Source organism: Chryseobacterium capnotolerans (assembly GCF_021278965.1).
Classification (GTDB): Bacteria; Bacteroidota; Bacteroidia; order Flavobacteriales; family Weeksellaceae; genus Chryseobacterium; species Chryseobacterium capnotolerans.
In genome coordinates this window covers 3816904-3842483 of sequence record NZ_CP065589.1, presented here as the reverse complement: position 1 = coordinate 3842483, position 25580 = coordinate 3816904, and the positions used below count along the sequence as shown (strand labels likewise).

Here is a 25580-nt window from a genome sequence, read left to right as displayed (position 1 = left end):
TGAAGAAGTATGTTTAAGAAATTCATCCGCAGACCCGTTCTGTCTATTGTAATCTCATTGATTATTGTGTTTATGGGGGTTCTGTCATTGGTAAAACTTCCGGTGACCCAGTTTCCCTCCATTTCTCCGCCTAAAGTAAATATTACCGCAGAATATCCCGGAGCCAACAACGAACTATTGATTAAATCCGTTGTTATTCCACTGGAAAGAGGATTAAACGGAGTTCCTGGTATGAAATATATGACCTCGGATGCCGGAAACGACGGAGAAGCATCTATTCAGGTCGTATTTGATCTTGGGACAGATCCTAACGTTGCCGCAGTAAATGTTCAAAACCGTGTGTCCTCTGTAGTTAATAAATTACCTCCTCTGGTAGTTCGTGAAGGGGTGAAAATTACCCGTGAAGAACCCAATATGCTAATGTACATTAACCTGTACAGTGATGATCCGAAAGCCGATCAGAAATTCCTGTTCAATTATGCAGATATCAATGTAATGTCTGAATTGAGAAGGGTAAGCGGGGTAGGTTTTGCTGATATTCTGGGAACCCGTGAATATGCTATGCGTATCTGGCTTAAACCTGATAGGTTAACTGCTTATAACATTTCAGCTGATGAAGTGATGGAATCTTTAAATGAACAGAGCTTGGAAGCATCTCCTGGAAAAACAGGAGAAAGTTCAGGAAAACGATCTCAGTCATTTGAATATGTATTGAAGTATCCAGGTCGTTTTAATAACGAAAAGGATTATGGAAATATCATTTTAAGAGCAAAGCCGGATGGCGAATCAATCAGGTTAAAAGATGTGGCTGATATTGAATTCGGGAGCTCGATGTATGATATCTATTCCACATTGAATGGGAAACCTTCTGCAGCGATCACTGTAAAACAATCTTACGGTTCCAATGCCAGTGACGTTATCAAAAATGTAAAAGCCTTAATGGCTGATCTTGAAAAAAATACTTTCCCTAAAGGAATGCATTATGATATCAGTTATGACGTTTCCAGATTCCTGGATGCTTCCATGGAAAAAGTAATTCATACTTTATTTGAAGCTTTTATACTGGTAGCAATTGTGGTATTTCTTTTCCTTGGAGACTGGCGTTCAACCTTAATTCCGGCATTAGCCGTACCGGTTTCGTTAGTGGGAACCTTTGCGGTGATGTCTGCATTTGGTATTACTTTGAATATGATCTCACTCTTTGCTCTTGTAATGGCAATCGGTGTCGTTGTAGATGATGCTATCGTAGTTATTGAAGCGGTTCATGCGAAGATGGAGGAGAAGAATCTCTCTCCTTTAAAAGCAACAGAAGAGGCGATGCATGAGATCAGTGGGGCGATTATTGCCATCACTCTGGTAATGGCATCTGTATTCATTCCGATTGCGTTTATGTCCGGGCCGGTTGGGGTATTTTACCGTCAGTTCTCGATTACCATGGCATCGTCCATTATTCTATCGGGGGTAGTGGCTTTGACTTTGACGCCGGCTTTATGTGCTTTAATCTTAAAAAATAATCACGGAAAAGCGAAGAAGAAAACACCGATTACTATTTTCCTTGATAAATTCAATAACCTGTTTACAAAAGGAGCTGGGAAATATGAAGGATTGCTGAAGAAAACGGTTACTAAAAAAGGAATTACTTTACCGTTATTATTAGCATTTTGTGCCTGTACATTCTTCTTGAGTAACTCTCTTCCTTCAGGATTTATTCCTGCTGAAGATCAGGGGATGATTTATGCGATCATTCAGACCCCTCCGGGATCTACTTTGGAAAGAACCAACCAGATTGCCAGAGAACTCTTGAGGGAATCTGAAGATGTTGACGGTGTAAAATCTGTTTCTTCACTGGCTGGTTATGAGATCTTGACAGAGGGAACCGGATCCAACTCAGGAACCTGTCTTATTAACCTTAAAAGCTGGGATGAACGTAAGGAGTCTGCTGCTGAAATTATAGAAAAGCTGGAAGAAAAAGCCAAGAACATTCCGGGGGCTAATATTGAGTTTTTCCAGCCGCCATCCATTCCAGGATATGGAGCCGCCGGAGGTTTTGAGCTGCGTCTGTTGGATAAGGCAGGAAGCGGTGATTACCATAAAATGGAGCAGGTGAGTAATGATTTTGTGAAGGAACTGAAAAAACGTCCTGAACTGGGATCTGCATTTACCTTCTATTCCGCGAGTTTTCCTCAATATATGCTTCGTGTGGATAATGATCTTGCAGAACAAAAGGGAGTTACGATTGCAAAAGCAATGGATAACCTGTCTACGCTGATCGGTTCCAACTATGAAACCAGTTTTATCCGTTTTGACAGGCCTTATAAGGTGATTGTTCAGGCAGGACCTCAATATCGTGCATTACCGACAGATCTTTTAAAATTGTATGTGAAAAATGATAAGGATCAGATGGTTCCCTATTCGGATTTTATGCACCTTGAAAAAGTATACGGACTGTCTGAGATTACGAGACATAATATGTACAACTCTGCTGAAGTAAGTGGAACTCCGGCACCAGGATACAGTAGCGGACAGGCTATTAAAGCCATTCAGGAAGTTGCGGATAAGACTCTTCCAAGAGGTTTTGGAATTGACTGGGCGGGTATTTCCAAAGATGAAGTGAGCCGTGGAAACGAAGCGGTATTTATCTTCCTTGTATGTCTTGGATTTGTATACCTGATTCTTGCTGCACAATATGAAAGTTTTATTCTTCCATTACCGGTTATTCTGTCTCTTCCGACAGGTATTTTTGGGGCATTTTTATGTTTAAAATTATTAGGATTGGAAAACAATATCTATGCTCAGGTAGCTATGGTCATGTTGATTGGACTTTTAGGTAAGAATGCTGTATTGATTGTGGAATTTGCAGTGCAGAAAAAAGCGGAGGAAGGAATTCCGGTGGCAAAAGCTGCCATTGAAGGAGCTGCTATTCGTTTCCGCCCGATCTTAATGACCTCATTTGCTTTTATTGCCGGATTGATTCCGCTGGTAGTGGCAACAGGCCCGGGAGCTATTGGTAATCGTACTATTGGAACAGCTGCTGCGGGAGGGATGCTGATAGGAACTGTTTTCGGACTGATGATTATTCCAGGATTGTATTACATTTTCGGAACGATTGCTGAAAAATCAAGATTGGCAAGATATGAAGAAGAAAATCCTTTAACAGAACAAACTGAACCTTATGAACACGATGGAAAATTTGAAGACTAAAAATATAATCACAGCCATTGCTTTATCACTTGTTGTAGCAAGTTGTAAGGCGCCAATGGCGACTGTCATAAAAGACGAGGTAAAAACAAATATTCCTCAAAACTTCAATCAGGAAGAGTCACAGGATGCAAATAACAACAGTGGAACGACTCCCTGGAGACAGTTTTTTACTGATCCTAATCTGGTAAGCCTGATTGAAACGGCTTTAAAGAATAATCAGGAGCTTATGATTACCCTTCAGGAGATTGAAATTGCCAAAAGCGGGGTTGTAGCTAAAAAGGAAAGCTAACACCTACTGTTTCTGCCGGAATAGGAGCAGGATTGAAAAAAGCTGGCCGATATACGAGTGAAGGAGCCGGGGATGCAACTACAGAAATAGAACCTGGCAGAGAAATGCCGGACCCTCTTGGAAATTTTGAAGGGGGATTAATGGCGAATTGGGAAATTGATATCTGGAAGAAATTGAGAACAGAGAAAGAGTCTGCAGTGGCTCATTATCTTTCCACTGTGGAAGGGAAGAACTTTGTTTTGTCTAATCTTATTGAGGAAGTTGCAGATAATTATTATGAATTATTGGCTCTTGATAATCAGTTGGATATTATACAACAGTATATCAAGCTTCAACAAAGAGCCTTGGAGATCTCTAAGATTCAGAAGGAAGCTGCTGCTGCAACGGAATTGGCGGTGAAAAAATTTGAAGCAGAACTGGCAAAATCCAAAGCTTCAGAATATACCATCCGCCAGCAGATTACGGAAAAGGAAAATGAGATCAATGCTTTGTTAGGAAGATATCCACAACCGATTGTGAGAACGAAGGAAAATTTTATGTCAACGATTCCACCAACAGTGTATACCGGGATTCCGTCACAATTGCTGGCTAATCGTCCTGATATCAAGCAGGCAGAGCTGGAATTGAAGGCTTCAAAGCTAGATGTTGAAGCGGCAAGAAAAGAATTCTATCCTTCATTGGAAATTTCTGCAACTTTAGGATTAGAAGCATTCAAACCTTCTTATTTGGTAAAAATGCCAGAGTCTATTGCTTATAATCTTGTGGGTGAATTGGCTGGGCCGTTAATCAATAAAAGTGCGATCAAGGCGAACTTCCAGACTGCGGATGCTAAACAGATCCAGGCATTATATGAATATGATAAAACTATTTTAAATGCTTATCTGGATGTGGCCAATCTGATGTCGAAGATTAAAAATATAGACCAGTATTATCAATTGAAATCTCAGGAAACAAAAGCTCTGGATCAATCTATTGATATTGCGAACCAGTTGTTCCGAAACTCAAGAGCAGATTATCTTGAAGTTCTTCTGAATCAAAGAGATGCTTTGGATGCTAAAATGGAATTGATAGAAGCAAAACAAAAACAACTGAGTACAGTTGTAGACATCTATAAGAGTCTTGGTGGCGGCTGGAAATAAAGAAACATCATAATTCAATCAATAAACAGTTAATGTTTTGAGGGTTGGCTCTTCGGAGCTGGCCCTTTTTTGTTTTATTACGTCAAGTTCTGTCGCTATGCCGTAGTAGATTTGTATGATCAATGAAGGATGATGGAAATGCAATGAAGGGTCTTTATTCATGGAAATATTTCATGTTAAATCACATAAATATGACTTGTGTAATGTGAAAAATGTTAAATTTGCAAAAATTTGAAAAGACTAATACTCAACTCAAAACAACACGGGAATGAAAAAACTTTATTTTAGTGCATGTACGCTATGCACCATTCTGGGACTGTCTGCCCAGGAAGTTCTCTGGCAAAAAGATATCCAATCCTCTACCCAGGATTTTCTAAGTCAGGTGACCACAACAATCGATCAGCAATACCTTATCACAGGAAGTTCTATACAGTCAGGAAGTGGGAAGCTGGAGGCTGGAAGTAAGCAGAACAACGGTTATGATTTCCATTTGGTGAAACTTAACCAACAGGGAGAACAGGCCTGGGAAAAGTATTTCTCAGGAAATAATCATGATTATCTCTCTGCCACGGTATCTACCCAGGATGGCGGATTTCTTGTAGCCGGAACTTCATATTCAGGAAAAGGCCTGGATAAGAAAGAGGATTCCAAAGGCGGATCTGATATGTGGCTGATCCGAATCAATGAATTCGGAGATGAATTATGGCAGAAAACTCTGGGAACCGCTTCAGATGAAGAAGCCAAAGCAGTGATCCAAACTACAGATCTAGGCTTCTTTATTGCCGGAAATGTTCAAAACTCCTCCAAAGGCTATGGTTCCAAAGATGTCTGGATCACAAGACTCGACAAAGATGGAAAAGAACTCTCTCAATTGATCATAGGTGGAAAAGGGTTGGATGAAGTAGAGAAAATGATTCCAACAAGAGATGGCGGAGCCTTATTGGGAATATATTCCAGGAGTTCCGAGGTTAAGGATTCTGGGGTTAGAAATCTTGAAAGTAAATCTTCGACTGGAAGTACTAGTACCTATAACCTACTATCTGCTACCTCAAAACAAAGCAGCAACTTCGGTGAAGGCGACTACTGGATTGTCAAACTGGACAAAAACGGAAAAGTAGAATGGGAAAAGAACTTTGGCGGGAAAGGAGATGATCATATCAGAACCTTAGCTTTAACCTCAAACGGTTATATCATCGGTGGTGAATCCCGATCCGAAAGATCCGGAAATAAAACTGTCGGCATTGAAGAAGGCACAGACCTATGGCTGATTTCATTGAATGAAAGAGGTGATGAGCAGTGGCAGAAATCCTATAATTTCAAAAACCGCGATATCCTGATGGGAATGAGCGTCATTCATTCTTCAGATGACAAGTCTTCAAAAGGAATTCTGTTAGGCGGCTATACTCAGGCTGAAGGAAGAATAGAAAAAGATGATGAGACCTTCTGGATGCTATATCTGGATGCAAATGGCAATGAGCAGTGGAGAAAACATGTCGCAGGAGAGTCCAGACAGAAAGAAGAGCGGCTTTCAGATTTGAAGCTGAATCGCGATGGCTCAATTATCCTTGCTGGAACGAGTGCTAAAGAACTGGGAAAAGAAAACTGGAAGATTGTAAAGCTGGGCGACAAGCAGGTGACTGATTTGATTGCCAAATATGACATCAAGATCTATCCAAACCCAGTATCAGATTATGCTTATGTAGAAATAGGGTTTGATTTCAAGGAAGCTGATATTATGCTGTATGATATGAGCGGAAGACAGCTTCAGAGCTTAAAAACCAAGAACCGAGTGACCAAGATCAATACCCAAGCTTTGATACAGGGAGCATATTTAGTAACGATAAAAACTGATAATAATAAAACAGCGAATGCAAAGCTGATTAAAAAATAAAAAACATTAATCATGAAAAAGATAATACTATTATTACTAGTGGGAACGCTTTGTAAAGCACAGCTTATTGGTGGTGAGCAAACCAAGCAGGTTGTTCCTCTGCCAGCAAGTGCGGAGTCCTACAGCCTTTCCAAAGTGGAAGCAATACCTATGGATTATTTCAGGGGAAAGGCCAACATCAATATTCCCATTTATACCATAAGTGTTAACGGAATTAGTATTCCGATTTCTCTGGCTTATAATACAGGAGGAATAAAACTAAATGAAGTGGCTACTACAGTAGGATTAGGCTGGTCACTTAATATTCCCGGAACAATTTCTCATAATGTTGTAGGTTTAGATGACCTGGATGTTCCGTTTTTTAAGAAAAATATAGCTGACTATGGAGCGTATAGTGGAGTTATTACAGAATCATATATGAATAATCAGATAAGGGCTGATCTTGAAAGTATATACAATGGGAATTACGATACCCAAAAAGATATTTTTGATTATAACCTGCCTACTGCATCAGGTTCTTTTTTGATGAAAGAGAATAACCAGACGTTCTTGATTCCCAATGATGATGTAATTATTACAAGAAACAGTGATAAATTTTATGTAAAAGATACCCAGGGTGCTGAATATTGGATGTCTTCAAGAAATTTAGTGATGCCTGAGGGGATAGGAGGTCCTACAGTGGCGCATAAAACATTATACAACCTTGACGAACTTAAAATTAACAACAAATCTATTCTGTTTTCCTATAATAAGACTAATAGTTATACGGAAAGAAATATCAACCAGGTTGCCAATTTTAAAGTAACCCCAAATTTAGGTGGAGGGTATGAACAACCGGTTCGTCTTCCCAGGTATGAAAAAACAGAAACCTCAACTTCCTTTTCAGAATCTTTGATCAGTAAAATCAGTTTTGATAATGGAGAAGTCAACTTTTTGTACTCCAATGATGCTAATGGAGCATTTGCAGATGGTTCCTCATACAGAAAGGATTTGAGCGGCGGTTTGGGAGTTGCGCTTCGAAGAGTGATTGTAACCAATAAAGCAGGGGTTATTGTAAAAGATATCAGCCTTAATTATAGTTATTTTGAAACGGATAATGCAAATAAAACCTATGAAGATTACAGGCTTAAACTCCTAAGTGTTCGTGATAATTTGCAAAGCACAGAGTATTCATTTGAATACAACGAGAAGTATAAACTTCCTAAACGAAGCAGCAGTAATGATGATTACTGGGGATATATCAATAGTATTCATAACAGAGAAATACCTAATATCCCGAATAAGATTTATGACTACGACATTCCTTTAGCAGAACTAAATGCTGTAGCTAAAAGAGATAGGGAGCCGAATGAAATGTATGCTGTTTTAGGGACTCTTACCTCTATAAAATATCCTACAGGAGCGAAGAAAAATTTTTACTATGAACTTCCATACAATATGGCAAGAAAATCTACAGGATATGCTTGGGGGTATTTAGGAATAGGGGGAATAGAAACAGATTCATCAGAAGAAGATTTTTATGAAAAAAAAACCTTACAGATTACATCAGCACATATGCAACAAATAATAAATTTGGGAATTGATGCACAGCTTGATAAACTTGAAGTAACATTTAGTAATGCTTGTTTAAATGCCAGTAATCCGGGTGATAATCAAACGATAGCAGAAACCCAATGTACGGGAACTGCAATATATGCCCCTCAACAGTTCTCTGAATGGCGCTCAAAAACTGTAGAATGGAATGTATCACCAGGCAAAAATCTTGAACTATATCTGCAAAAAATAGGAAAATGTACATGTATGATTGGCGGAGCAATCAGGTATAAATACCCAACCTTTGCAGATGAGCTTAGGAAATATGGTACCCCTCGTATTCGTAAAATAGAAGATATTGATGCGAATAATGTTTCAAACGTCTATGAGTATGCCTATGGAAATTATAGTAATGGAGTTTTTGTTCCTGATTTTCAAATGAACCAGAAATATAATTTTTCATCTATTATTAAAAGACAGGTAAAAGAATATTCTGAAGGTAAAGAGATTGGCTATGCTTTTGAAAAATACTATCGTCTTCACAATTCCAGCCAGGCTAATACCAGCTATGGAAGTTCTGATTTAATCAATTATCCTTCTGTAGTTGAAATTACAGGAAAAGGAAAAATTATAAGAGAATATGAAATTTTCGATAGTTCCAATTATGTATATAATAAATGGAAAGGGGGTAGGCTGAAAAGAGAAATTTATCTGAATACAGCCAATGATACTTTAAAAGTAATCAAAAACACTTATCAGCTAAATACCTTAAAAAACAGTTTATCAGAATTTACCACTAATAACCCTAATATAGCTGCTTTTTCTACAGATTTTGATATTGCAAAAGGCTCTGCCATTGTTTTAGATGTTCCAGTAGAGATCTATGCGGTAGAACCCAAAATGTATATGATTGAATCTGCAAAAATAGAACATGTGGAAACTACAACAAAGGAGTTTTTTGAAATAAATCTATTCTTACGAAGACATTAAATACTTACTGGGATACTGATGTTAACAAACCTTTCAATATAAAAAGTACGGAAAATATTTTGCCATCCGGTGAAAGTGTAAAAACAGATTATCTGTATGCTCACCAGACTGGAAGCCAGCTGTTGATAGATAAAAATATGATTACTTCTCCCTTAGAAACAGAGACCAGACAAACGGCTAATGGAGTTAGCAATATAGTATCAAAAAGCAAAACAATTTTCCCTACAGGCCTTCCTACCTCTCAAACCGGATATTTAGTACTTCCCACCTCAGTATTGTCTTATGACCTTAAGAATCCTGCATTAGAAACTACAGAGGTAAGCTATGATAAATATGATTCTACAGGAAATATTTTACAGTATACCAACAAAGCAGGAGCGTCAACCGTTATTATCTGGGGATACAATCAAACCCAGCCTATTGCCAAGATTGAAAATGTAAAACTGGAAAATATTTCACAATCATTCATAGACAATATTGTGAATGCCTCTAATACAGATGCCGCAGCTGAAAGAAATAATGATGAAACCTTTCTTTTAGAGGCCTTTAATGCTTTTAAAAGGAATTTACCCGGTTATCAAATTACGACCTACACCTACGACCCATTAATCGGAGTAAGAAGCATTACCCCGCCATCAGGAATTAGAGAAATTTACCTTTATGATGATGCGGGAAGGCTTAAAGAAATCAGAGAGCATAACAAAACAGGAAAACTGTTAAAAGAATTCAATTACCACTACAAAAACTAAGACGATGAAAAAACTTATAATTCCCATAGGCATGCTGCTGCTGAGTCATTCAGTACATGGCCAGCTTAGCCAGGGAGAAAACTATATCCAATCCAAGACCTATCTTGATTATAATGGAACGACTCCCACAAAAACCTCAGAAACCGTTCAGTATTTTGACGGTTTGGGAAGACCTAAACAGGTGGTCAATGTAAAAGCATCTCCCCTGGGAAAAGATGTAGCAGTTCATATGGAATACGACCAGTTTGGAAGACAGGTAAAAGATTATCTTCCCGTGCCTCAATCAGGAACCCTGAATGGCGGTATTATTCCCAATCCGTTATCTAATGCTTCCCAGCCTAATATTTATGGCTCAGAAAAAATTTATTCAGAGAAAGTATTGGAGAATTCTCCATTAGACAGGATTCAGCAGCAGATTCAGGTGGGTAATGACTGGAGTACTAAACCTGTAAAATTTGACTATGCAACCAATGAAACAGGAGAAGTAATAAAATATACCACTACAACAACTTGGGAAAATAATGCTACTAAATCCACCATTGACCATGGTGGGATGTATGGAGCTGGTCAGCTTTATAAAAATACCGTTACCGATGAAGACGGAAACAAAACCATTGAATTTAAAAATGGTAAAGGACAGGTTCTATTAGTAAGAAAAGTAATAAGTGCTACAGAAAACGCTGATACCTATTATGTTTATAATGAGTATGATCAATTAGCATGGGTAATTCCACCTTTGTTATCCCAAAAACAAACCTGGGGATGGGATGATCAGCAAAATTTAGCTTATGAGTATCGCTATGACGGAAGAAACCGTCTTGTAGAAAAGAAGCTCCCGGGAAAAGGCTGGGAATATATGGTATATGATAAACAGGATAGACTGGTTCTTACTCAGGATGCCAACTTAAGGTCACAGGATAAATGGCTGTTTACAAAGTATGACCAGTTTTCAAGACCAATTTATACAGGAATAGTAGACAGCCAGCCAGGCAGAATTCAACAGGCTGCTGCAATAGAAGGACATGGTTCCAATAGCGAAGTCAGATCTGCTAACAGTTGGAGTAATAGTGGAATGGACATCTTCTATACAAGTAACCAAGCTTATCCTACAACTAACTTTAAGCTTTTAAGTGTCAATTATTACGATACCTATCCAGTATATAGCTTTAATCCACCATTTCCTTCAAGCATTCAGCAAGAAGAGACTTTGAAAGAAACAGTCTCCTCTGAAGGAAAAAGTACCAAGGGACTTCCTGTAATGAGCCTGGTAAAAAATATTGAAGATGACAACTGGACCAAAAACTACAGCTATTATGACACCAAAGGAAGAGTGATTGGCACCCATTCCATCAATCACCTTGGAGGATATACCAAAACAGAATCCAAACTGGATTTTGCAGGAGTAGCTCAAACTGTTGTCACCAGACATAAAAGGCTGGCAACAGATACAGAAAGATTGATTACGGAAGCTTTTAACTATGACCATCAGAACAGACTTTTGGTTCATAAACACCAGGTAGATGCCAATCCTGTGGAAATTCTCACTCAGAATACCTATAATGAGCTTTCCCAGCTGGAAACTAAAAAAGTGGGCGGAGCGGATATCGCCAATCCTTTACAAATCATAGACTACAAGTACAATATCAGAGGGTGGATGACTCAGATTAATGACCCATCGAACCTTAATGGAGATTTGTTCGGATATAAAATGAAGTATAACAATCCGGAGTATTCAGCATCAACAATAGGCCGGTTCAATGGTAATATTGCAGAGATCGATTGGAAAACCTCTAAAGATGGTATTTATAGAAGGTACAATTACAATTATGACAGCCTAAACAGAATGTTTCATGCTGTTTATAGTAAACCAGGTTCAACGGTAGAAATTACAAGTGCTTATAACGAATGGCTGCAATATGATCTTAATGGTAATATTAACCGGTTAGACCGATATGGGCAATCAGATGGTAATAATCCTATCCAGATAGATCAATTGTATTATACATACAATGGTAATAGATTAGCTTCTGTATCGGATGCATCTGGAAATTTTTCGGGATATCCTATCGGTGGTAATCCTATAGCTTATGATGCCAATGGTAATATGATTGATCATTTAGATAAAAACATAAGTTCAATAACGTATAATTTTTTAAATCTTCCTGTCTATGTGACTAAGAATAATAATAAAAGTCCGCTTGGCAGCATTAGTTCCTACTTGTACAGAACAGATGGTGCTAAGCTTAAAAAAGTGTATTCTTATTATAAAAGAGGCTGGCAGGGAACTATAAGTCTTGCCCGAACCGTTACAGATTATTTGGATGGGTTTCAGTATGTTTTGGAAGGAGTAGGAATAGGGTGCTTGGATTGCCCACCACCTTCACCGGATTTACAATTTGTACCCACATCAGAAGGATATTATGATTTTTTAAAAAATACTTATATTTACAATTATGTAGATCATTTAGGAAATGTAAGAATGAGTTACCAGAAAGGAACTACAGGACCAGAGATCATTGAAGAAAGTAATTACTATCCGTTTGGATTAAAGCATGAGGGATATAATGCTTCGGTTGGAAATTCTGCATATCAGTACAAGTACAATGGCAAGGAGCTTCAAGAAACGGGAATGTATGATTATGGTGCGAGGATGTATATGCCGGATTTAGGTAGATGGGGAGTTGTTGATCCGCTGGCGGAACAGTATCGTAGACACTCTACTTATAATTACGCAGTAAATAATCCTATTCGTTTTATAGATCCGGATGGACGAGGAGTAAATGATTTTGTTAAAAGAGAAGATGGGAGTATTTATTGGGATAAAAACGCAAACTCTCAGGCTACGACAAAAACTGGAGAAACTTATTTAGGAAAAACATTGAGCTTTAATTTTACAAGTTACATTGATGGAAAAAGTTGGGATGGACCTTTAAATGGCATTGTGGACGCATCAGGTGTTAAATTAACAAGTACATTAACATTGACCGGAAGAGAAAATGATGCTGGTGAATTAACAAGTTTGGTTGGAAATTTTAAGTCTGAACCTGGTGAAACTCCGGTAGGTGAACCAAGAATGTACTATCCTGGGGAGGGAGGAAGCAATAATGTATTCGATATGAAAACTACTTCAACAGGAATTAATGTAAATTTTGAACAACATGCAAGTGTATCTCGAATTGAAGAAGTTGGTTTAAATGCAGCTGGGTTTAAAATAGTTGATGTTGCTCAAAAACTAAATATTAATTATAACAGCAGTAATGGTAATCTTTCTGTAGATGCATACACTAATATATTCCCCTCAGCAAGTTTAACAGTTTCTGGTAATGGCAATACTTCTAAATTAATGCAATATAATCAACCATCTTTTCCTGGAACTCATGCAGCTCCTCTAAAGGGATATTCATCTACATTTGTAGGTTCAGGAACTATTTCTACAAAGCAGGCTGTGTATGATTACTCTTACTACCCATCAAGATTTTACAAAAGAAATTAATATGTTTAAAATTACCCTTACCAATAGTTTTTTGTATCTAATAATAAAATACATTATTTTCTTTTCTCTGCTTGCTTTTATAGGGGATAGATTTAAGAATATTGTATTAAATAATGCAGAAACATCAACCGAAATGTTTAAACTTACGTTAAATTATATTTTATATGTGTTGATATATATGATACCATTAATATTAGTTTTTATTTTTCCTCTATACTTTACATTGAAAATAAAAAAAGGAATATTGTTTTTATTTTCTATAGTATTGCTTTTTATAGCTGAATATTGTTTTTATACATATTTGTATGCTTCTTCCAATAAAATTTTAGGAATCTACAATATCATAATAAGCGTAATTTTATTATGGATATTTTTCTATAAATCTATACGGTTAAAATTTACAAGAATATAAAACAATAAACCCGCTCAATGAGCGGGTTTTTGTTTATAAAATGCTTTGTAGCTTAGTTTGTTTAAGGAACGCATCAAGGAGAGCGAAGACATGTTGTCTGTCTTTCTCTTTTAGTTTTTGTATATCTAAAATTTTAGCGACAATATTTTTATCCAGTATAATATCCGTAGAACCTACGAGATAATCCAGAGACACTTCCAGGGCTTCTGCCAGCTGCGTGGCCATCTCAATAGATGGTTTTACTTCCTAACGCTCATATCTACCGATGACAGCACCGTGAACCCCTGGCTGGCGCAACAATCCTTTCGTGTGGTAGTATTTAACAATGACATTCAAACAGGCAAAAAAGATAAAAAGCACCTCTGCAAGAGCAAAGATGCTTTTTTAGTCTCAACTTATTTTCAAAAACAAAATTTATATTCTTTAACTTTGTCTTTTTCAGTAGTTAACACTTCTTAGCATTGAAATTCATACCAACCCAAAAATAAAATCATGTCAATTACCAACAATGAAGAGCTAATCGGAATGCAAAAAGTGAGTGAAGCAGTGGCTTATACCCTGAAAGAGATGAGGCAATATGCCCAGCCAGGGATGACTACAAAAGAACTTGATGCGTATGGAGCTAAAATTCTTGCTGATTTCGGAGCCAAGTCCGCACCTTATCTTACGTATGGATTTCCCGGATGGACTTGCATCAGTGTAGATAACGAATTTTGCCATGGAATTCCTACAGATCAAAGGGTTTTACAAGAAGGAGACCTTATCAACATTGATGTTTCTGCGGAACTTAACGGATATTGGGCTGATAATGGAGGTTCTTTCATCATTGGAAAAGATGTGCATGACCATCAAAAATTGGTAGATGCTTCCCGGGATATTCTTCAAAAAGCTATTGATACCATCAAAGGAGGCGTGAAAATAGCTGATATTGGATTCTTGATGGAAACCGAGGCGAAGAAAAGAGGCTTTAAAGTCATTAAAAATCTTGGCGGGCATGGAGTAGGAAGAAGTTTACACGAACAGCCTGATGAATTGTTGAATTATAAAAACCGTTTTGATACCAGACGCTTTAAGAAAAATTCTGTGGTGGCTATTGAAACATTTATTTCCACATCTTCAAATCTTGCTGTAGAATTGAAAGACGGCTGGACAATGGTAGGAAACAAAGGCGGCTATATGGCGCAGCATGAACATACTATTTTAATCACCGATGGAAAACCTGTCATTTTAACTGAAATGAATGGAATATTGAATTAATATCCTTCGTTGATTAAGATTTTATCCCCACTTCTGAATATATTTTAATGATTAATCCTATTTATCCGGTAAATGGATGAAAGGAGATATTCAGTCTTTAAGATTAAAATTATTCAATTAAAAGCATATAAAATGATCAGTGAAAAGAATCTGAAGGTCATCGAAAATTTCATGCATTTATTTGATAGCCATATCTATCGGAAAAAAGAGATCGTGATGGATATTGATCAGGTTCACCGTGATCTGTTTTATATCAAAAAAGGAGTTGCCAGAATCTTTTATTATGATGAAAAAGCACAGGATCATACCCATTGGATCAGTTCGGATCAGAGTTTTATAGCCCTTTTTTCTAGTGTACTGTCCGGAAAAGCAGTTCCATTTGGAATTGAAGTGATAGAAGATCACAGCGAAATATTCAGATTACCTTACCGCCAACTTCTGCAGCTCAAATCAGAGAGCCCCGAAATACAGCAGTTTATGGAAGATTTGTTTGCCGAAAGCTTAATAACCATGGGCAGCAGGCTGATGGATCTTCAGATCAAAACTACAGACCAGCGCTATGATGATTTTGTAGTTGCCCATCCGGATTGGCTTCAGAGAATTAATCTTGGATATATTGCAGGATATCTGGGAATGACACAACAGCAACTGAGTAAAGTAAGAGCTCAGCAGAAATAATCCTTTTTTAATCCAGGTGAAAAGAAAAGCTAAACGTAAAAACTAATTTCGAAAAAAGTTTAGCTCATAAGGTATTGCTGAAAGATGACAGCATACCGTTTTTTCACCAAAATAGAAACATAATGAAAAAAGGAACGTATCAATTGCATGATGAAGCCAATTTTAATTTTCAACTGAACAGAACCTTAATGTGGGGGGATGGAGATCTGGAAGAAATCAGAACAATAGCCTCCAGAATCAATACCACAGAAGATTGGGTAAGGGAAATGAGTATTCTGGCTGAAGAAGCAGAAGTCAACAAACAGATTCCTAAAGCCATTGGGTATTATAGAATGGCAGAGTTTTTTGAAGCAGATGGAACCCCGGAAAAATTGAGATTATATTCCAAATCAAAATCTTTATTTTACGACTATCACAAAACCATTTTTGAAAATGAGATCAAAAGGGATGAGGTTGAATATGAAAATGGAAAATTGCCCGTTTGGATCTGTCTTCCTAAACAGGAAATAAAAGATACCGTGATGATTCATGGAGGAAATGACTCTTATATGGAAGAATTTTTACCGGTCGTTCAACGCTTAGTATCCGAAGGCATTGCAGTATATATTTTTGATGGTCCGGGACAGGGAGGTGCTTTAAGAGAATCCGGAATTTATTATACTTATGAATGGGAAAAGCCTATTAAAGCTCTTTTAGATGCTTATCAGTTAGAAAATGTTACCCTTATCGGTTTGTCTTTAGGTGGAATGTTGGCACCGAGAGCTGCAGCATTTGAAAATCGTATCAAAAGGGTAGTGGCTTGGGGAATTATGCCTAGTTTTTATGATGTTATATTAACCAAAGTTCCTCAGGAATTAAGAATGTTGATGGATGCAGAAGAAAAAGAAAAGGTAAATGAGCTTGTCCAAAAGAAAATGGAAGTTGATCCCCTAGTAAAATGGGCGATGCAGCACGGAATGTTCAGTATGAACGTGGAAACACCTTATGATTATATTAAAAAAGCTCAGCATTTTGAAATGGAAAGTATCGGATCGCAGATTACCCAGGACTTTTTGCTGCTGGGTTCCAATGAAGATCACTTTATCCCCGTTGAATTATACAAAAGGGTGATAGACGCTTTGCCTAATGTAAAGTCTCTTACCTATAAAATGTATACAAAGAACGATCACGCTGAAAACCATTGTAACTTCGGAAATACAGAGCTTGTTTTGAGTGATATTATCCATTGGATATTTTGGGTTGGAAGTAAGTAAAAGTATATTTTTATTTAAAAATTAAGGTTGTTTCTGAGGAAGCAGCCTTTTTTATAGGATAATAGTTGAAACCCTGGGCTTTAAAATTGTTAATCAGCAAATACTTTCCTATCTTTAAAGAACCAAACCATTCACTATGAAAAAAGTTCTTTTAACCCTTCTTGGAATTCTTGTTATTCTTGCTGCTGTAGTCTTGGTGAAAACTTACACTTATCCTTTTAAGAAAAATCCGTCAGGTGCCGGGGAAGGCTGGAAACCAGCAAAAAATGACTCTGCTGTATCAAGATTTTCAGGAGGAATAAAGATTCCTACGGTTTCTACAGGAAGTCTGGGAGAATTTAATTATGAACCTTTTGATCGGTTTAAAGAATACTTAAAAGCCACCTATCCATTGGTATATCAAAATACCGAAAATGTAGAGGTCAATAAATATGGTCTGGTTTTCAGGCTAAAAGGAAGTAACCCCAAATTAGAACCGATATTGTTTCTATCCCATATGGATGTAGTGCCGCCGGGAGATGCAGATATTAAAAATACCGCTGAAAATGTTTTCAGACCGGATGATAAACCGTCAGAACCTGTTGCTAAAGTTGCTGAAGATTGGGATTTTGCCCCTTTCTCAGGGGCTGTAGCTAACGGAAGAATTTATGGACGAGGAGCGATAGATATGAAAGGAATGCTTTTCTCCTTGATGGAATCTATGAATAATCTCATTAAGAGCAAACAGATCCCTCAAAGAGATATCTATTTAGCTTTTGGTTTTGATGAAGAAGTGGGCGGAAAGAATGGAGCCATTCAGATTGCCAATTATTTTAAGAAAAAAGGTCTGAAATTCGATGCAGTATATGATGAAGGCGGATTGATCATGAGAAAAGGCAATGTAGCCGGAGTAGATGCTGACGTTGCAGTAGTAGGATGTGCTGAAAAAGGGTTTCTTTCTGCCAAAATAAAAGTAAAAGGGCTGGGCGGGCATTCATCAATGCCGCCTATGGAAAGTGCTATTGGAAAAGCTGCTGTCATTATGCAAAGGCTGGAAGATGATCAGATGAAGCCAGTTATCACTCCATTAGTAAAAGAATTTTTTGATAATATTGGCGGAGCAATGCCTTTTACGACAAGATTAGCTTTGGCTAATCAATGGCTTTTAAAACCGGTATTAATCTCACAACTCACCAAAAGCAATACAACCAATGCATTGGTAAGAACTACAACGGCATTAACAATGATGAAAGGAAGTGACGGAACCAACGTACTTTCTCCTGAAGTGGAATTTGTGGTTAATTTCAGACTCCTGCCAGGAAATACAGTAAAAGATGTTAGGGATCATATTGCCAAAGCAACCAAAGGTTTTGATGTTGAAGTAGAAGAAATAGACAATACAAGAGAAGCTTCTGCTATATCTTCATCCAATACCAAAGCGTTCAAACTGATTGAAGCTGGAGTAAAAGAAATTTATCCTGAAGCCATTGTTTCACCATATCTTACAATGGCCGGAACCGATGCCGGTAAATACGAAATTGTAAGCAAAAATGTCTACAGATTCATGCCGATCAGAATCAACAGTGCAGAACAGCAAAGCATTCACAGTACCAACGAATATCTCAGCATAGAAAACTATCTGAAAATGATCCACTATTTTGAGTTTATGATGAAAAATTATGACAAATAGGGAAGAGATAGGTCAACAGTGAATGGTCAATTCGCTTTGCTTGTCAGTTTTTGGAGATAAAGGGGATTCAGCATTGATGTTTAAAGTTCAAGGTTTAAAGTTTAATGTTGCCGGTTGAGGGAATAGTCAACAGCTATTCACCATTCACTTGCAAAGCTTGACATTCACTTGCTCAGGATTTCCGGCTGCAGACTGCTGTCCATGATTTCATTTCTCTATTCTCCTTTTTTAAATAAAAATATAATGCGTCAAGTTTTGTCGCTTTACCATAATAGCTTTGTCATATCAAAATTACAGAGCTATGGAATTGCCACTTTACTTACACTTTACCGACTTTGAAGACCATTATTATGATCATCTTGAAAAATGGTTTGAAGAATATCATAATGCTAGTGAGGCAGACTACCTGAAAGCCTTAGCAGCGATGTATAGCCCTTATCTCTACTACAATTTTGCTGATGACAGCCTGCAGGCAGATGCCACCATTGAAATCAAAGACTGTTTCTTTCCTTATCATGAAAAGATTGGGCTCTCTTTCTGCACAGGCTGCGAGAATGGAGCATCATCCAAAAAAGGAATGAATCATGTTTTTGAATGGAAAAGTATTTCTATGATGGAATATGCTCAACATATTCTGGATAAGATCAACAGGTATTGCACAAAAAATAAAGAAGCCCTGAGCGGCAATAAAAATATCCTGGATTACATCAATGATTATGATATTGTGACTTCCAGAGAAGGTATTGGATATTGTGTTAGTTATAACAGACATCAGAGGACCATTCCTTTCCTTAAAGCCTATCTTCCGTATTTTGGACAGACTGTAGATATGGCCTTGTACAGAGATTTTATCTTTTCCGTAGTGCAGATCGCAGCGTTTATCGATCAGAAATTGAAAACAATTCAGGCTTTTGAGCATACTATTTATGCGCAGTCCAAAGCCGAAGCAAAATTCAAAGTGCAGATGAGCCGTCAGTTTCTGACCCTGTGCAACTAAAATTTCACACCACATTCATACTTAATTATATTGCGGAGAATCCTATATTTTCCAACGAAAATCCCAGCTGGTAATAGACTGGGATTTTTAATTTATTTTAGTCAAGGTGGTCTTGGTCCGTCGTATCTCTCTTTTTGTAAGGAATATTCCAGATGAGGTCTGCCGCAATATAATGAACGCCACCATGGTGAATACTTTGGCTGTCTCTGATCAAATCATTCATATAGCCAATATCTACAGTAAAAGGAGAATTGGGAATATTGAACATATAGTAAGCAGAAAGTCTTAGTTCCCGATATCCAAAAGAATTCCAATGCTGTTCGTGCTCGTTGAGGTGGCTGATGGAAAACAAAGCCTCAGCACTCAATGCCAGTTTCTGATTGTTCTTAGGAGATAAATTGTACGTTAACTGGCTTTTGATACGGGTTCTTAATTGAAAATCTTCATCCACTTTATGAAAGTCAGCGTCAAAAAACTTTCTGAATTCCTGGCGGACTGTATTTTTAAGCTTTAGTTTTTTCCCAAGATCAAAAGTATAAGCATACCTTCCATACACTCTGAACTCCTGTTCTATACCTTCCTTGTCGTAAGGGGCTTCTTTTTCATATTCAGGCTGTCGCCGGTAGCTTAGTGCATAGCTGTATTGCTGGTGAGGAGCAAAAGAATGATAAAACTCGTGGTTTAATACAAAAATAGCCTGCTTCGCAAATAAATTATTGTTATCCGGACTGCTTTTACGTCCTATGGCAATATAGCTCATAGTCTGCTTCTTTCCCAAAGAATCCAGATTACGTTTCACTCCAAATGCAGACCAAAATGCGGTCTTAGCATCTCCTAAACCGGGGGGGCTGATCTGTGCTTTTACAAGGCTTCCCAAACAGCCTGTTATACTTAATATGATAAGAACTTTTTTGATACCGAACATCATGATAACTGCTTTACTATTACTAATACCTGCGAAATCATAAGGTTAGATAAAAATATCAGTGATACGCAGAGAAAATATGTTGTCAAAACAAATGTATGAGGCTTTATGAATAGAATGTTTATTCAAAAATCTTAAATACTGTTTAAAAACATGACAAAATAAGCACCTGATTTAGGAAAGATTTGGGAATAATGATAGGTAAGAAAATTGACTGTGTTTACATTTTACTCAATCCCGATTTTTTCTTTTGAACAATCAATGTAAATTTTATGGTTTAAAAATATTTTATTACCCAGCATTCCAGACATCCCGGAAAATTTCATCAGCATATATTGCGTCTGGGAAAATCCTTCCACATAAGTTACTTCACCCAATGGAAGATCTTTATTTTTAAAATAGATGATATCACGAGTTTTGGTGGTATATGTTGTTAAAATATTGGGTCGTGATTGGGCTTTTTCTATTACCACTTTAGATTTTGGTACTCTTAAACTTTCCCAGTTTTTCTTATTTGTCAGCAGCTCATAAGCACTGGTGCCGGAATCATATAAGAATTTCTCATCCTTTCCCTTCAGCGAGCCATGAATAATGACCTTTCTTTTCTTAAAAGTAAAGTCAAAAAGATTGTTTTGAAACGTATCAGGTGTTTTGAATAGATTGAAAACAATATGATGGTCCTTGAAATTAATTAAAGTTTTTCGATCTTCAAGGACATCAGCACCAAGAGTACCAATGATATTAATAGGATTTGTTCGCTCTAAAGGTTTTCCAGTCTTGGATATTTTAATCTGATTGGAAGTTACTTTCGTTTTACCAATATAGAAAGAGGCAGCTGCCCGCTCATTTTTGATGGTGATTCCCTTTAATTGTTCTATCGATTTACCATAAAATTCGGTATAAACGGCTCCCGTATCAAACTGGAGATAATAAGTAATAGTGTCTTGGGCAAAATGAATCGGAATCAGCAAAGCATTTTTATTTTCTCCGACCCATTTAATAGGAATTGTGCCACTTTCATATTCTATACGTAAATAATTCTTTTCAGGGGTAAATTTGCGGTCAAAATAAATATACGAGCCAAGTCCTGTAATGATGATGGCTACAATAATCAGGATAATCCATTTTATTATTTTCATGTTGTTTTTTGATGCAAGATTCGGAAATCCGATCCTGTTTTCACATAAAAATGATACGACAATTTTACGACATTTCTATGTCTTGGATTATATGAAATTGGTTTTCAGTTTGATACTTAAATCATGTGTTTTGTTCAGGCTGATTCCATTGTTAATGATAATGAATAGTTTTAAACCTAAAAACAGAACTAATGTAATGATAAAAAGTGGAAAATGAAAAGTAAAAAGCTTTTGAATAAATGGGCTGATAATCATTAAAACCGAAAAAATGACTGATATAATAATCTGTATGCAGAGAATGCTTTTTCCCAGTTCCTTGTTTTTTAAATCCTTTGTCTGATAGGTTAAAATAGCAGGAATAATAATGCTGCCATACGGAATGAAAAGCCCAGCCAGTGCTGATAAATTAATCTTTTTGGCGCGTTGAACATTAATCTCTTCTTTTAAGGAAATAATAAGATCTTCAGCTTGTGCATCCAAAGCCCGTGCAAGTGCTTTTAAAGTAAAACCTTTTAAGATACTTCCAGCTTCAACCCTTTGAACGGTCCGGAGAGAAAGCCCGGACCTCTCTGCAAGTTCATTTTGAGTCATATTCATTTTTTCTCTCAAAATTTTAACCTGGTTTTCCATGATCTGATTGTAATAATTATGGTACTAATTTAACAAAAGTTATGTTCACGATAGAATTGCTGGTTAATAGGTTTAATTTATTGTGGATAACTTGTTAGTAAAATGTGGAAAAATCATTTTTATACATATTGATATATTGATTTATAAGTAGTTATTGTGAAAAACGAAAAACTGCGATATTAAAAAATACCGCAGTAGAATTGATTATAATGATCGATTTTTGAAATCCTGCTATATTCTTATGCTCCTGTTCTGCACATCGCATCCCAGGTAGTCCAGAAATGAGCATTAATAGCACCGATAGGAGGGTTGGTACTGTCAGCAACAATTCCTACCATAGAAGCACAATTAGAATTACAGCCAATTTCATTATGGCTTCCTGCCTGAGGAGGAATTTGTCTCCATGTACCGGTTGAACCACTTAATAATTCAACTTTAATCTCGAAAATACCTGAAAGATTAGGTGTTTGGATTTGTTTTGTCGGGTTGTCACTTGAAATAGAATCACTCCAGTTTCCTTGTGAAAATGTTACACGCCATTTGGTAATCATTTTAGAAGTTTCATGCTGAGGGGAAAGATATACCCAAAACTGTGCTCCGCCTCCCAGTTGTAACTGGCCGGATGAATTGGCATTTACGCTTGTTGATGTCATATTAAATTGATTTTTGTGGTTATTGTATAGACCAAAGTAACGAAGAATAAAAGAGATATTGTAGAGTAGAAATAACCAATTACATAGTCGAGTAGAAATACTTAGATGAATGGAAAATGGAAAAATAATTTTACCTCTTTTTAGGAACTATAAGAGTCTGTCATCAATTTTGGCATATACAGGCAGTAAAACTTTTTATTAACGCAATGCTTGCAAAGCTCTATCATGAGGTTATGTGACTCTTTAAGGTCGTAAAGGCGTTTCACTCGGCAATGAATAACTTTTTTAGTCAGTATTATCTTCATTTGCTGAATGCAATGCCCTTGCGAACAAAACTATAAAGTTTAATGTTATTTTTTGCGAACTTGGCGTTTAAATTATAAGAGTTTCTGCTTTTAAGGCAACATTTCATGATCCTGCTCTGTAGCTTTTAGGGAGCAAAGAAGGAAACAACGTTGTTGATTCTTTTTAAGCAAACGCATTATCCGGGTTATTTCATCAGTGACGAAGTCGTCTCTCTTAGTCTTCTTAAAGTATAAGATTTTTATCATAAAACTTTGCGTCAAATTAAGCCGCAAATTATTGGCCATCAATGGCCATAAAGGATATGAAAACAAAAAAAGCCTTAAGTGAAAACTTAAGACTTTTCTTTGCAGAAAGGAAGGGATTCGAACCCTCGATACAGTTACCCGTATACTACCTTTCCAGGGTAGCTCCTTCAACCACTCGGACACCTTTCTTTTTGAGATTGCAAAAATAGGATATTTTCTTTAATTACCAAATTTTTAGTGCATTTTTTCAGCAGTAATTTCTCCGCAAAGGCTTTGGGTAAAGTTGTCCGCGAAACTTCCGGAGTAATTTGGATTGTCAATCAGGTGCATTGCTTTCGTAATGGCAGTCTCTGCAGTCATATCTCTTCCACTGATGGCCCCGATTCTTGAGAAAATATTACTGTTCTCATATTTCCCGAACGAAATACCTCCAGAGATACATTGGCTCACTACTACGATCTCTGTACCATTATTCCTGATTTCCTGAAGCGTTTCCTGGGTTTTTTCACTGCTGAAAATAGTTCCGGAACCAAAAACCTGTAGGATCAATACTTTCATTTTAGGAATTTCTCTGAAGTGGCTCAGGTGCATTCCCGGGAAAATTCTCCAGAACAAAACGTCTTCAGAGATATGTTCGTCAACATGAAACTCAACTTCAGGAGCACAACGGAAAAGATTGTCTTTGATGATGTTTAAATGAACCCCGGACTGCCCAAGGATAGGGTAGTTAGGACTTGCATACGCATCAAAATATTCTGCTGAATATTTCAATGTTCTGTTTCCTCTTAAAAGTTTATATTCGAAATAAATAGCAACTTCCTGGATAACCGCTTCGTCATGTTCGTATAAGCTTGCATAATATAAACTGGTCAGAAGATTTTCCTTGGCATCAGTTCTAAGATCTCCAATAGGGAGCTGTGAACCGGTCATAATCACAGGTTTTCTTAATCCTTTTAACATGAAGCTTAATGCTGAAGCGGTATAAGACATAGTGTCTGTCCCATGAAGGATCAGAAAACCATCATATTCATTGTAATTCTCATGAATGTAATTGGCGATCACTCTCCATTCCTCAGGTCCCATGTCTGAAGAGTCCAGTGGTTTGGCAAAAGGATGTACGAAAACTTCACATTCCATAAGCTTCATTTCAGGCATCTTTTCGAAGATATTGCCAAAATCAAAGGCACGCAGGCTTCCGGTTTCATAATCTTTTTCCATACCGATGGTTCCGCCGGTATAGATGAGTAGGACTTTTCGCTTCATGTATTATTTTTAATTAAGAATTTAATCCCGGTTAAGGATCATAGCCCAAAATTACGTTAATTTGCAAAGATTTGAAAATGAATAAAGACTTATGATTAAATTTTATAAGAATAAGATTGTAATTGTAGGTTTTATATTGAGCTATTGAAAAAATAACTAAATGCAGATGAACGATTTAGCACAAACTTATGAATATTTAAAACAGTTTTTAACAGAAGAAAGGTTAGCAAAAATTGAGCACTTTTCTCAGGAAAGTTCAGACTTTGTACTTCCTGTAGTAGAAGATATTTATCAGTTCAGGAATGCAGCAGCTATTGTACGTTCTGTAGAAGCCTGTGGTTTTCATAAAGTAGTGGCTTTGCAGGAAGAATATAGTTTTGAACCCAATCTTAGAGTAACCAAAGGAGCCGATACCTGGGTGGAGGTTGAAAAACTTCCCCGAAATATGGAATCCTTCCAGGAAATTAAAGACAGGGGCTACAAAATTGTAGTCGTTTCATTGGAAAATAATGCTAAAATGTTACCTGAATACGAAATTACAGAACCTATAGCGTTGGTTTTCGGAACAGAAATGGAAGGCGTTTCTCAGGAAATTCTGGATTTTGCAGATGAAACACTGGCGATTCCGATGTATGGTTTTACACGAAGCTTCAACGTTTCCGTAGCTGCTTCCATATGTATGTATGAATTGAAACAAAAGCTGATAAAATCTGGGATTGATTATAAACTGGATGAAGAAAAGCTGCTAAGAATGAAAATCCTTTGGACAGTAAACTCTATAAGAAGCGGTCAGCAGATTTTTGACAAATATCTGAAAGAAAATAATATTGATTGGAAATAAGTAATGAAGCATAGAAAAAGGAGGTCG

Annotated in this window: 17 protein-coding genes, 1 tRNA gene and 1 pseudogene; 12 read left to right on the top strand and 7 right to left on the bottom strand. The window is 37.0% G+C overall.

Features of this window, described 5'->3' with window-relative positions; all coding sequences use genetic code 11:
* Nucleotides 1–9 precede the first annotated feature (9 nt).
* From H5J24_RS18405 to H5J24_RS18380, 6 genes and pseudogenes are all read left to right on the top strand, one after another.
* Nucleotides 10–3201 (top strand): efflux RND transporter permease subunit, encoded by a 3192-nt coding sequence (locus tag H5J24_RS18405; protein WP_068939727.1) that lies wholly within the window; start codon nt 10–12, stop codon nt 3199–3201.
* Nucleotides 3173–4629 (top strand): annotated as a pseudogene (locus H5J24_RS18400) (TolC family protein). The gene H5J24_RS18405 and the pseudogene H5J24_RS18400 overlap by 29 nt, the downstream one beginning before the upstream one ends.
* Nucleotides 4630–4897: 268 nt before the next feature.
* Nucleotides 4898–6520 (top strand): T9SS type A sorting domain-containing protein, encoded by a 1623-nt coding sequence (locus tag H5J24_RS18395; RefSeq protein ID WP_068939721.1) that lies wholly within the window; start codon nt 4898–4900, stop codon nt 6518–6520.
* A gap of 12 nt (nt 6521–6532) precedes the next feature.
* The gene (locus H5J24_RS18390; RefSeq protein ID WP_232815759.1) at nt 6533–9043 is read left to right on the top strand and encodes a hypothetical protein; all 2511 of its coding nucleotides are present in this window, start codon (nt 6533–6535) and stop codon (nt 9041–9043) included.
* A gap of 59 nt (nt 9044–9102) precedes the next feature.
* Nucleotides 9103–9792 carry a hypothetical protein gene (locus tag H5J24_RS18385; protein ID WP_232815758.1) on the top strand — a complete coding sequence of 230 codons (690 nt, stop codon included), beginning with the start codon at nt 9103–9105 and terminating at the stop codon, nt 9790–9792.
* A gap of 4 nt (nt 9793–9796) precedes the next feature.
* Nucleotides 9797–13285 (top strand): DUF6443 domain-containing protein, encoded by a 3489-nt coding sequence (locus tag H5J24_RS18380; protein WP_068939717.1) that lies wholly within the window; start codon nt 9797–9799, stop codon nt 13283–13285.
* 445 nt (nt 13286–13730) lie between these two features.
* Here H5J24_RS18380 and H5J24_RS18375 read toward each other — a convergent pair whose 3' ends face one another.
* Complete coding sequence (locus H5J24_RS18375) at nt 13731–13922, bottom strand: hypothetical protein (protein WP_228407565.1); 192 nt, start codon at nt 13920–13922, stop codon at nt 13731–13733.
* Nucleotides 13923–14189: 267 nt separating this feature from the next.
* Here H5J24_RS18375 and map point away from each other — a divergent pair, with 267 nt between their 5' ends.
* From map to H5J24_RS18350, 5 genes are all read left to right on the top strand, one after another.
* Nucleotides 14190–14954, top strand: coding sequence for a type I methionyl aminopeptidase (gene map / locus H5J24_RS18370; RefSeq protein WP_068939713.1), 765 nt, complete (start codon nt 14190–14192; stop codon nt 14952–14954).
* Nucleotides 14955–15086: 132 nt separating this feature from the next.
* A complete protein-coding gene (locus H5J24_RS18365; protein WP_141395613.1) occupies nt 15087–15632 on the top strand; it encodes a Crp/Fnr family transcriptional regulator in 546 nt (181 codons plus the stop codon).
* Between the two features lie 122 nt (nt 15633–15754).
* Nucleotides 15755–16885 carry an alpha/beta hydrolase gene (locus H5J24_RS18360; protein ID WP_068939709.1) on the top strand — a complete coding sequence of 377 codons (1131 nt, stop codon included), beginning with the start codon at nt 15755–15757 and terminating at the stop codon, nt 16883–16885.
* Between the two features lie 136 nt (nt 16886–17021).
* On the top strand, nt 17022–18554 hold the full coding sequence (locus H5J24_RS18355; protein WP_068939707.1) for a M20/M25/M40 family metallo-hydrolase: 1533 nt from the start codon (nt 17022–17024) through the stop codon (nt 18552–18554).
* A gap of 301 nt (nt 18555–18855) precedes the next feature.
* Nucleotides 18856–19551: a hypothetical protein gene (locus tag H5J24_RS18350; RefSeq protein ID WP_068939705.1), complete on the top strand. Its 696-nt coding sequence runs from the start codon at nt 18856–18858 to the stop codon at nt 19549–19551.
* Between the two features lie 97 nt (nt 19552–19648).
* Here the strand turns inward: H5J24_RS18350 and H5J24_RS18345 are convergent, their stop codons facing one another.
* The 6 genes from H5J24_RS18345 to H5J24_RS18320 all read right to left on the bottom strand — a co-directional run bounded on the left by H5J24_RS18345 (nt 19649) and on the right by H5J24_RS18320 (nt 24712).
* Entirely contained in the window at nt 19649–20479 is an 831-nt protein-coding gene (locus H5J24_RS18345) for a porin family protein (RefSeq protein WP_082810972.1), read from the bottom strand.
* Nucleotides 20480–20703: 224 nt separating this feature from the next.
* Nucleotides 20704–21615: a hypothetical protein gene (locus tag H5J24_RS18340; protein WP_068939703.1), complete on the bottom strand. Its 912-nt coding sequence runs from the start codon at nt 21613–21615 to the stop codon at nt 20704–20706.
* 87 nt (nt 21616–21702) lie between these two features.
* Nucleotides 21703–22245 (bottom strand): helix-turn-helix domain-containing protein, encoded by a 543-nt coding sequence (locus H5J24_RS18335; RefSeq protein ID WP_068939700.1) that lies wholly within the window; start codon nt 22243–22245, stop codon nt 21703–21705.
* Between the two features lie 239 nt (nt 22246–22484).
* Nucleotides 22485–22898 carry a hypothetical protein gene (locus H5J24_RS18330; RefSeq protein ID WP_068939698.1) on the bottom strand — a complete coding sequence of 138 codons (414 nt, stop codon included), beginning with the start codon at nt 22896–22898 and terminating at the stop codon, nt 22485–22487.
* Nucleotides 22899–23551: 653 nt separating this feature from the next.
* Nucleotides 23552–23638: transfer RNA gene (locus H5J24_RS18325), tRNA-Ser, on the bottom strand.
* Nucleotides 23639–23683: 45 nt separating this feature from the next.
* Nucleotides 23684–24712 (bottom strand): asparaginase, encoded by a 1029-nt coding sequence (locus tag H5J24_RS18320; RefSeq protein WP_068939694.1) that lies wholly within the window; start codon nt 24710–24712, stop codon nt 23684–23686.
* Nucleotides 24713–24878: 166 nt separating this feature from the next.
* On the opposite strand from H5J24_RS18320, the gene H5J24_RS18315 reads away from it, so the two are divergent.
* Nucleotides 24879–25553 carry a TrmH family RNA methyltransferase gene (locus H5J24_RS18315; protein WP_390881153.1) on the top strand — a complete coding sequence of 225 codons (675 nt, stop codon included), beginning with the start codon at nt 24879–24881 and terminating at the stop codon, nt 25551–25553.
* Nucleotides 25554–25580: the final 27 nt, after the last annotated feature.